The 4,659-nt window shown below is 41.9% G+C and carries 6 protein-coding genes and 1 pseudogene; 6 read left to right on the top strand and 1 reads right to left on the bottom strand.

Annotated elements, in window-relative coordinates:
- The 6 genes and pseudogenes from AC1DUA_RS27165 to pilO all read left to right on the top strand — a co-directional run.
- The coding region (locus AC1DUA_RS27165; RefSeq protein ID WP_477502737.1) for a type II secretion system F family protein at nt 1–487 on the top strand (487 nt) is incomplete at its 5' end.
- 22 nt (nt 488–509) lie between these two features.
- On the top strand, nt 510–737 hold the full coding sequence (locus tag AC1DUA_RS27170) for a type IV pilin protein (protein ID WP_477502738.1): 228 nt from the start codon (nt 510–512) through the stop codon (nt 735–737).
- 194 nt (nt 738–931) lie between these two features.
- Nucleotides 932–1,153 (top strand): annotated as a pseudogene (locus AC1DUA_RS27175) (prepilin peptidase); the annotation flags it as partial.
- A 30-nt stretch (nt 1,154–1,183) separates the two neighbouring features.
- Nucleotides 1,184–1,690: a prepilin peptidase gene (locus AC1DUA_RS27180; RefSeq protein ID WP_477502742.1), complete on the top strand. Its 507-nt coding sequence runs from the start codon at nt 1,184–1,186 to the stop codon at nt 1,688–1,690.
- 15 nt (nt 1,691–1,705) lie between these two features.
- Nucleotides 1,706–3,313 (top strand): pilus assembly protein PilM, encoded by a 1,608-nt coding sequence (pilM, locus tag AC1DUA_RS27185; RefSeq protein ID WP_477502739.1) that lies wholly within the window; start codon nt 1,706–1,708, stop codon nt 3,311–3,313.
- A complete protein-coding gene (pilO, locus tag AC1DUA_RS27190; RefSeq protein WP_477502740.1) occupies nt 3,297–3,902 on the top strand; it encodes a type 4a pilus biogenesis protein PilO in 606 nt (201 codons plus the stop codon). Before pilM ends, pilO begins: the two co-directional genes overlap by 17 nt.
- Nucleotides 3,903–3,950: 48 nt before the next feature.
- Here pilO and AC1DUA_RS27195 read toward each other — a convergent pair whose 3' ends face one another.
- Nucleotides 3,951–4,553, bottom strand: a complete 603-nt coding sequence (locus AC1DUA_RS27195; protein WP_477502741.1) for a nitroreductase family protein — start codon at nt 4,551–4,553, stop codon at nt 3,951–3,953.
- Nucleotides 4,554–4,659: the final 106 nt, after the last annotated feature.

The following is a 4,659-nucleotide window of genomic DNA, read 5'->3' on the forward strand; positions in this document are numbered from 1 at the left end:
GTTTGAAGCAGGCGCTTATGGGATTGATTACTTAAAGCTCAGAATTCCTGTTTTTGGTAAACTGAAGCAAAAAGGTTCCATTGCTTTAATGACTCGAACGTTATCTTCATTGTATTCAAGTGCTGTGCCTGTACTACAGTCTCTAGCAATAGTAGAAGAAGTAGTGGGTAACAAGGTTATTGGTGGTTTTATTAGGAAATCGGCAGAATCGTTACGTCAAGGTAATCCATTGTCTGAACCGCTTAAACAGGCTTGGGTATTTCCTCCATTAGTCACTCAAATGATTTCTATTGGAGAAGAAACTGGTGCTCTTGATCAGATGCTTGAAAAAGTGGCAGATTTCTACGAGATGGACGTTGAAAACACAGTTGATCGTTTAAAGTCTTTGTTAGAGCCGCTATTGTTGGTTTTATTATCGGGATTAGTAGGATCAATTGTTGCTGCAATCATGTTGCCAATGTTTAGTATGTATTCAAATTTAGGTTAAAAAATTATTGGAGGTAGACATTATGTTGTTTAAAATGATGAAACGTCTTAAAAAAGAAGAAAAAGGATTTACACTGATTGAGTTGCTGGCTGTAATTGTTATTTTGGCTGTTATTGCGGCTATTGCTGTTCCTTATATTTTGGGGGTAATTAATAAGTCAAAAGAAGATTCAGATGTTGCTACATTCGTACAGGTATATCAAGCTGCAAGATTGTATGTAACTTCTGAGCTTGACTCAAATATGGAGTAATTGACTACATTGATCTTACCGTGCCTACTGGTACTTATAGAGTTTCAGGAGCAGACATATTAACAGGCAAAGGTAAGAAAGTGAAACAATAAAAGTTGGCTTAAATAAATCTAACGCAATTATTTCCACTAACACAAAAAGGAATCGGTCCATTCCGATTCCTTTTTTAAAATCAAAGAAAGCGACCCAAACACATGACGCACCTCATCGAAATTTATATTTTCATAATCGGTCTTGTACTCGGATCTTTCTTCAACGTAGTCGCGCTGCGCGTGCCGGCAAAACAATCCGTCATCAACCCGCCATCGGCCTGTCCGAAATGCGGGACAAAGCTGAAATCCAGGGATCTCATCCCAGTGATCAGCTATCTTTTTACCAGAGGCCAGTGTAGATATTGTCAAACGAAGGTTTCAGTTTTATATCCCCTAGGGGAACTCGCAACAGGGTTGCTGTTTTTATGGGTTTATGTGCATTTTGGCATAACGGTAGAATCCTTAATCGCTTTAACGCTTGTTAGTCTTTTAGTTATCATCACAATTTCCGATTTATCCTATATGCTTATACCGAATAAAATTTTGCTAGTTTTCTTTCCAGTTTTAGCAGTTTTACGATTCATTTTTCCTGGAGATCAGGCTTGGTGGAGTTATGTACTAGGTGCTGTGATCGGGGGCGGTATTATTGTGCTAATTGCAGTTCTTTCGCGCGGCGGTATGGGCATGGGGGATGCCAAACTCCTACTAGTCTGCGGAGCAGTCTTAGGCTTAACTCATATCATAGTCGCATTTGTTTTGGCATGTATGATCGGCAGTCTGATAGGTGGGTTGCTGCTTCTGCTAAAAATCACCAAGAGAAAACAACCGATACCATTTGGCCCGTCATTGGCGCTGGGCATTATGATTTCATACGGTTATGGATCGGATATGATACAAGCTTACCTAACATTACTCGGATAGCAGGGTGTGATTAATATGTTCGGCATAGGTACTAAGCGAATCGGGATTACGGTAGATCAAACGGGAGTCCGGTATGTTACTGTCAAAAAGAAAAAGTCGTGGGAAGTTGGATCGAGCGGCTTCTTACCCATCCCACCAGGAATTATTATTGAAGATCAGATTGTTAATTCGGAATCCCTGAACCTTCAGGTCAAACAATGGGTCAAAGCGGAGAAGCTAAGGGGGGCTTCTGCGACGATTGCCATTCCGACATCGCAAATTATTATTCGTAAAATGCGGATTCCCAGTATCAAGCCACAGGAACTGCGTCAGCTGGTAGAACTTGAAGTGGAAACGGCGTTGCGTCTGCCTTTTGAAGACCCTGTCTACGATTACATTAAGGTAAGCCATGATGATGAAAGTACGTTAGTTCTAGTTTTTGCAGCTCCGAAGAAGTTAATTATGAGTTATGTGAAAGTGTTTGAGGATGCCGGGGTGCACGTGAAAGCGGCGGAGATATCTGCCACTGCCTTGGTAAGAGCGATTTCGACGCTGCAGGAGGAGTTTTTTGAGGAATCCATGTTGGTTTCCTTAGATCGTGGAACTCTGGAAGTGTACATGCTGCAAAATGGCAATCCCATTTTTATGCGAACGATTAGTCTAGTTGAACACGATACAACTGTTGATGAGGAATTAACACCCGATCAGATCGGGGAAATTATTGCTGAAATTTCTAGGATGCTGAGTTTTTATCAATATAGTATTCAAGAGGGGAAAAGCCGAATTTCTCATATTATCGTAACAGGCGCGAACCAAAGTAGAATTCAGCTGCATTTGGAGCTTGAGCAGGCGCTATCTGAGCTAAAAGTGGAGAAAGTTGACTTTGATTTATACGCGAATGGGCGGTCAAAAGAGTTTAGCGCTAACGCGTATCGTGTTGCGATCGGGGTCGCTTTATTTTCCAAGCAAAAAACGCAAATCAACTTGCTGCCGCATCGGAAAACAGAGACGAAAATTAAGTTCCTTTTAGCCATTACAGGCATGATTATGTGGGTTGCCTGTGCGGCATTAATAGGTACGAATTATTTGGATAATCAGAAAATATCGGCTCAAAATGCGTCAAGAATGACTGCCCTCAATGCTCAAAAATCAGCTGCAGAGGCAAAATTAACGTCAAAGCCAGCAACGCAGGGAGATCCAGCGGCTTTTATTACAATGACGAGGGCAAACCGCAAAGATGTGGTAGCCATGATTAGTGATATCAAAAAACCACTGCCTGTAGATGCTCAAATCAGCTCAATTTCCTATTCATCAGAATCGCAAATGACATTAACTGTCTTTTTCGCAAAGATGGAGGATTCAGCCCGTTATTTGTTTGACTTGCGCAGGTTGTCTTTTGGGGAAAATACCATGCTGCAATCCATTACAGAGACGACGGTAGGTACAACGAACGCAGCTGTGAATGCGGAGACACCAGTAGACCCAGCTAGTCCTGTTGTGAACAATCCAACTACCACTACTGCCAGGCAATATACAGTTAATTATTCAATAGTCTTCAAGAAAGCCACGGTTGCCAAAGAAACAGGAACTAAGGGAGCCACTGAAGCGAAAGGAGAGGAGCTTACTAATGTCCAGCAAAAATAATACCAAGTCTCTTCTTCTATTCCTTGCGGTCCTGCTGTTTTTAGCTCTTTTTGCTTTCTACTATTTCGTGCAACTGCCTTCTACCAATAAGATCAAAACGCAAGAAAGTGAAATTGCTCTCGTGGAAAAGCAGATTCAGATTCTTACTAAAAAATTAAGCGAGAAGAAAGAAGATGTCGGTCCGTCTCTTAAAGACATTCAAGCCGCTCTTCCATTGTGGGATAATACAGAGCAGTTGACGCTTGATTTAAATCAGATTAAAGCGAGTTCAAAAGTTAATTTCAACTCTATTTCCTATACGGTTAGTGACAAGAGCACGCAGACGCAGCAGACAGATGCTAATAGTAAAAATCCGTACCCGAATGTCAGGGAAGTCAGAGTGACAACTTCAGTTGCAGGGACATTTAATGAAGTTACCGATGCCATTACACAGCTGCAAGCTTTACCTCGATTAATTCGTGTGGATACGGTAAACCTCGGAAATCTACCTAAGGATTTATCACGAAAACTGACCGTAAATCTCACGTTTACGGCGTTTTTTGATCCATCGTACAAATCAAGAATCGATAAGGTCGAACTGCCCTATTAAGTAAAAAGAACACCTCATTCCAGTATCGGAATGAAGTGTTTTTTTTGATTATAGTGTTTGGCCAAATGTTCCTTCAAATAAAAATTCGCTTACTGGACGTCGAGTTGAAGGAGCTTCACGCTCTTGAAAGCGTTCTGGCAAAGCGTCAACAGGACCCCGATAGCCAATCGCAATAACAGCATGCGTTTGATAATCCTCAGGAATTTGAAGGGTTTCACGCGCTTGGTTATGATCAAAGCCACCCATTGCATGTGTAATTAATCCTTGATTGTTAGCTTCTAGTGCTAGGTAACCCCATGCTGCTCCTGCATCGAAAGCGTGACTCGGGGAGTTGTTCCCGTTAGATGCTTTAGTATAGGAAATAGCTAAAGCAAGGACTGGTGCTTTTTCACACCACTCCCGATTGGCAGGGGCAATAAAGCTGTTAAACTTGGCAAGCTGCTCTTCCGTGCGGGCAACGATAAACCGCCAAGGTTGTATATTACTTCCGGATGGCGCCCAACGTGCTGCTTCAAACAAGCTAAGGAGTACATCTTCGGATACCTCTTGGTTCGTGAACGAACGAGGTGACCAACGGGTCAGGAATTGCGGATTGATCTCGTGATCCGGTTGGCGATTGGATTCGACTTCGACGGGTAAAGATGCTGTCATGATGAATTCCTCCTTATTTATATCTATTCCTAATTTTACCTGATTTCTTGGAACAATACGAGTTTTGGAAAATATCCGTACCCAGTATGTGTTATCTCTATTATGG

The sequence above is a fragment of the Paenibacillus sp. 01T422 genome (genome assembly GCF_056398785.1).